Here is a 3,900-nt window from a genome sequence, read left to right on the forward strand (position 1 = left end):
GGATCCGGCAATGTCTCGATCCCCGCCGCCAAGGTAGGGGCCAGCGTGGTTGCCAGCGACCTCACACCGGAACTGCTTCAGCGTGCTCAGATGCGTGCCGCGCAACAGCGACTGGCGCTGGCATGCCAAGAAGCCAACGCCGAAGCGCTGCCCTTTGCCGACGGCGAGTTCGACGCGGTGCTTTCTGCGATCGGGGTGATGTTCGCGCCCCGCCAGCAGCGCGCGGCCGACGAGCTGGTGCGGGTGTGTCGCTCCGGGGGAACGCTCGGGGTGGTCAGTTGGACGCCGGAGGGCTTCTTCGGCCAGATGCTCGCTGCGATCACTCCGTACCGGCCGACACTGCAGCCAGGTGACCCGCCGGCGGCGTTGTGGGGACGTGCGGATTATGTCGCCGGGCTGTTGGGTGACCGCGTCGCCAACATCAGCGCGCGGCGGGGCATGTTGACGGTGGACCGGTTCGCCAGCGCCGAGGCGGTGCATCAGTACTTCAAGCACCACTACGGCCCCACCATCGAGGCCTACCGCAACATCGCCGACAATCGGGTAGTGGTCGCCAGCCTCGACGCCGAACTCATCGAGCTGGCCCGACGCTACTTGTCCAACGGCACGATGCAGTGGGAGTACCTGCTCGTCACCGCGACGAAGCGGTGAGAGCGGCCAGGTCTTAGTCGCGGTGGTATTGGTCGTTGCTCAGGATTTCGACACCACGCCATCCCCAATACACCCGGTGGGCTTTGATGAGTCCGCCCTCGATCTCCATGACCTCGACGAAGTCCATCTGTTCGCCGTTCGGTGTCTGCCGGGGGTATTCCCAGGTGGCGCGTCGCCCGTCGGTGAAGAAGCCGGTCCGGTAGTACTGGCGTTCATCCGGCGTGCGTGCGACGACCTCGGTAAGGAAGGGTCGCAACTCATCATGGCCCCGGCACACTCCCCGACCGCCGAGAATGTGTGCCGCAACAGGGCTTTCTAACGTTGCGTCCGGCGCGTAGCAGGCCAGTAACGCCTCGGCGTCGTGGTTGGCGAGTGCTTCTTCCCAGCGTTGAACCACCGCTTGAACAGCCTCGACGCTGCCGTGAGAACCGTCGGTGTCGGCCATCGCTGCATCCTCCGTCATTGTTCTTCTTCTTCTGCGAGCCGAGGGATCAGTCCACCGGCCAATACATCCTTCACCTGGCGCTGCGAAAAACGGTGGCGCACGGCAAAAGACGTCTCTTTGGTGAGGTTGTCGACCTGCAGTGTGTCCTTGCTCGCCAACGTGTCGCGAAGACGGACGATGCGCAGCGTATCGCCCTGCTCGATTGCGTCGTAGTCGTCCTCGTTGTCAAACTCCAGCGCCAGCACGCCGTAGTTGGCCAAGTTCTGCCAGTGGATACGCGCGAACGACTTCGCGATGACCACACGCAGTCCGAGGTAGCGCGGTGCGATCGCGGCATGCTCGCGCGAGGATCCCTGGCCGTAGTTGTCACCACCGACGATGAAGTGGCCGATTTGCCCTGCTTCTTGTGCGCGTTGCGGGTACGAGTCGTCGACCTGGGTGAAACTGAACATCGCCAGCTTGGGGATGTTGGAGCGATAAGGCAGCGCCCGCGCGCCGGCCGGGGAGATCTCGTCGGTGGAGATGTTGTCGCCAACCTTCAGCAGCACCGGCGCTTCGATTTCGTCGGGCAGCGGCGAGAGCTCCGGAAGGTCAGAAACGTTGGGGCCCTTCACCGGTTCGACCCTGCGCGCCTCCTCCTCCGGCAACGGCGGCACCAACATCGCTGTGTTGATCGAGCTCTTCTGGGGCAGCTCAATTTTCGGATAGGTCACCTTCGCCTCCCGCGCCCACTCCCGCGGATCCGTGATCACTCCCGTCAGCGCCGACGCGGCCGCGGTCTCCGGCGAACACAACCAGACTGAGTCCTCTTTAGTGCCTGACCGGCCGGGGAAGTTACGCGGCATGGTACGCAAGGAATTTCGCCCGACAGCCGGGGCCTGGCCCATGCCGATGCAGCCCATGCAACCCGCTTGGTGGATGCGGGCACCGGCGATCACCAGATCGGTGATTGCGCCCATCTTGGTCAGGTCGGCCAGTATCTGCCGCGAGGTCGGATTGATGTCGAAGCTGACGGGTGGTGCCGTCTGCCGTCCGGCCACCATCGCGGCGGCTATCGCGAAATCGCGCAGCCCGGGATTGGCGCTCGACCCGATGACCACCTGTGCCACGTCTTCGCCGGCGACCTCGCGGACCGGTACCACGTTGCCTGGCGACGACGGCTTTGCGATCAGCGGTTCGACCTTCGACAGGTCGATGCTGTCCTCGATGTCGTAGCCTGCGCCGTCGTCGGCGACCAGCTCGACCCAGTCGTTCTCGCGCCCTTCCGCCCGCAGGAATTCGCGTACCGCCTCGTCGCTGGGGAAAACCGTTGTGGTGGCCCCTAATTCGGCGCCCATATTGGCGATGACGTGGCGATCCATCGCGGTCAGGTCGGCGAGCCCTGGGCCGTGGTACTCGATGATCCGGTTCACCCCGCCTTTGACGTCGTGACGGCGCAACATCTCCAGGATGACGTCTTTGGCCGAACACCACTCGGGCAGCTCGCCTTCCAGCCGGACACCCCAGACCTCGGGCATCCGCAGATGCAGCGGACGCCCGGAAATTGCCAGCGCCACTTCCAGGCCGCCCACACCGATGGCCAACATGCCCAGCGAACCGGCTGCCGGTGTGTGGGAGTCCGAGCCCACCATGGTCTTGCCGGGAATCCCGAAGCGCTGCATATGCGTTGGATGCGACACCCCGTTGCCCGGCTTGGAATACCAGAGGCCGAAGCGCTGACCGGCGGTGCGCAGATATTCGTGATCTTCGGCGTTCTTCTCGTCGGTTTGCAGCAGGTTGTGGTCGACGTACTGCACGCTCACCTCGGTGCGGGCCCGATCGAGTCCGAGCGCCTCGAGTTCCTGCATCACCAAAGTGCCGGTCGCATCCTGGGTCAGCGTCTGGTCGATGCGTATCGCGATCTCCTCGCCTGGCGTCATCTCACCGGATACCAGGTGCGACTCGATCAGCTTGCGGGTGACATTGAGCGCCATGATGCTCCCTTTCTGATCACGGTGGGCCGCCGCGCTACCCGTTATATTCCCGGGACAAGCTCACAGTTACCAGGCCCGCAGCTCATGCCGAGCCGACAATGCACATATCCGATAGTTCACATGACGTGCATTGCTTCAATTCACTGTAGGCTAACTTTACTAATGTAACGCGGCATTCCCCGGATTCAACATAGCCTTGCTTTAGTTAGGCAAAGCTGGCCTGAATAAGCTTTACCTTCGTTGCAAAGGGCCGTCTACCTGCTCTAACCTTCTTCTATGAGCGATCGGAATGTTCCCACAACAAAATTCAATGCGCTCCTTCAAGAGCAAATACGCAACGAATTCACCGCTGCCCAGCAATATGTTGCGGAGGCGGTATATTTCGATGGCGAGGACTTGCCACAGCTGGCGAGACACTTTTACAGCCAGGCCGTCGAAAAGCGAAATCACGCGATGATGCTGGTGCAGTACCTGCTTGACCGCGATGTCGCGGTCGAGATCCCGGGAGTCGACGCCGTGCGCAACCAGTTCGACACCGCGCGCGATGCGTTGGCGCTGGCGGTGGACCAAGAGCGCGCGGTCACCGAACAAGTCAGCCGGCTCGCCAGCGTGGCGCGTGAGGAAAGCGACTACCTGGGCGAGCAGTTCATGCAGTGGTTCTGCAAGGAGCAGACCAGGGAGATGGCGCTGATGTCGACTCTGTTGCGAGTCGCTGACCGCGCCGGGCACAACCTGTTCGATCTGGAGAACTTCGTCGCCCGTGAGGTCGGCTCAGCCCCTAGCCCCTCGGGTGCCCCACACGCCGCGGGCGGCAGCCTTTAACCGCCGGCA

4 protein-coding genes are annotated in these 3,900 nt (G+C 63.1%); 2 read left to right on the forward strand and 2 right to left on the reverse strand.

Features of this window, described 5'->3' with window-relative positions:
• On the forward strand, positions 1-651 hold a 651-nt coding region (locus tag VFA16_RS17580), incomplete at its 5' end, for a class I SAM-dependent methyltransferase (protein ID WP_324969048.1).
• 13 nt (positions 652-664) lie between these two features.
• Here VFA16_RS17580 and VFA16_RS17585 read toward each other — a convergent pair.
• On the reverse strand, positions 665-1,114 hold the full coding sequence (locus VFA16_RS17585) for a nuclear transport factor 2 family protein (protein WP_324969049.1): 450 nt from the start codon (positions 1,112-1,114) through the stop codon (positions 665-667).
• The gene (locus tag VFA16_RS17590) at positions 1,111-3,069 is read right to left on the reverse strand and encodes an aconitate hydratase (RefSeq protein WP_324969050.1); all 1,959 of its coding nucleotides are present in this window, start codon (positions 3,067-3,069) and stop codon (positions 1,111-1,113) included. The genes VFA16_RS17585 and VFA16_RS17590 overlap by 4 nt, the downstream gene beginning before the upstream one ends.
• A gap of 276 nt (positions 3,070-3,345) precedes the next feature.
• Here VFA16_RS17590 and VFA16_RS17595 point away from each other — a divergent pair, with 276 nt between their 5' ends.
• Entirely contained in the window at positions 3,346-3,891 is a 546-nt protein-coding gene (locus VFA16_RS17595; RefSeq protein ID WP_324969051.1) for a ferritin, read from the forward strand.
• Positions 3,892-3,900 lie beyond the last annotated feature (9 nt).

It is taken from the genome of Mycobacterium sp. (assembly GCF_035653355.1).
GTDB lineage: Bacteria > Actinomycetota > Actinomycetes > Mycobacteriales > Mycobacteriaceae > Mycobacterium.

What these genes read in the sequence shown, in the direction of transcription:
- VFA16_RS17590 (WP_324969050.1), bottom strand. Translation starts at nt 3,069, where the DNA reads ATGGCGCTCAATGTCACCCGCAAGCTGATCGAGTCGCACCTGGTATCC.
- VFA16_RS17585 (WP_324969049.1), bottom strand. Translation starts at nt 1,114, where the DNA reads ATGACGGAGGATGCAGCGATGGCCGACACCGACGGTTCTCACGGCAGC.
- VFA16_RS17595 (WP_324969051.1), top strand. Translation starts at nt 3,346, where the DNA reads ATGAGCGATCGGAATGTTCCCACAACAAAATTCAATGCGCTCCTTCAA.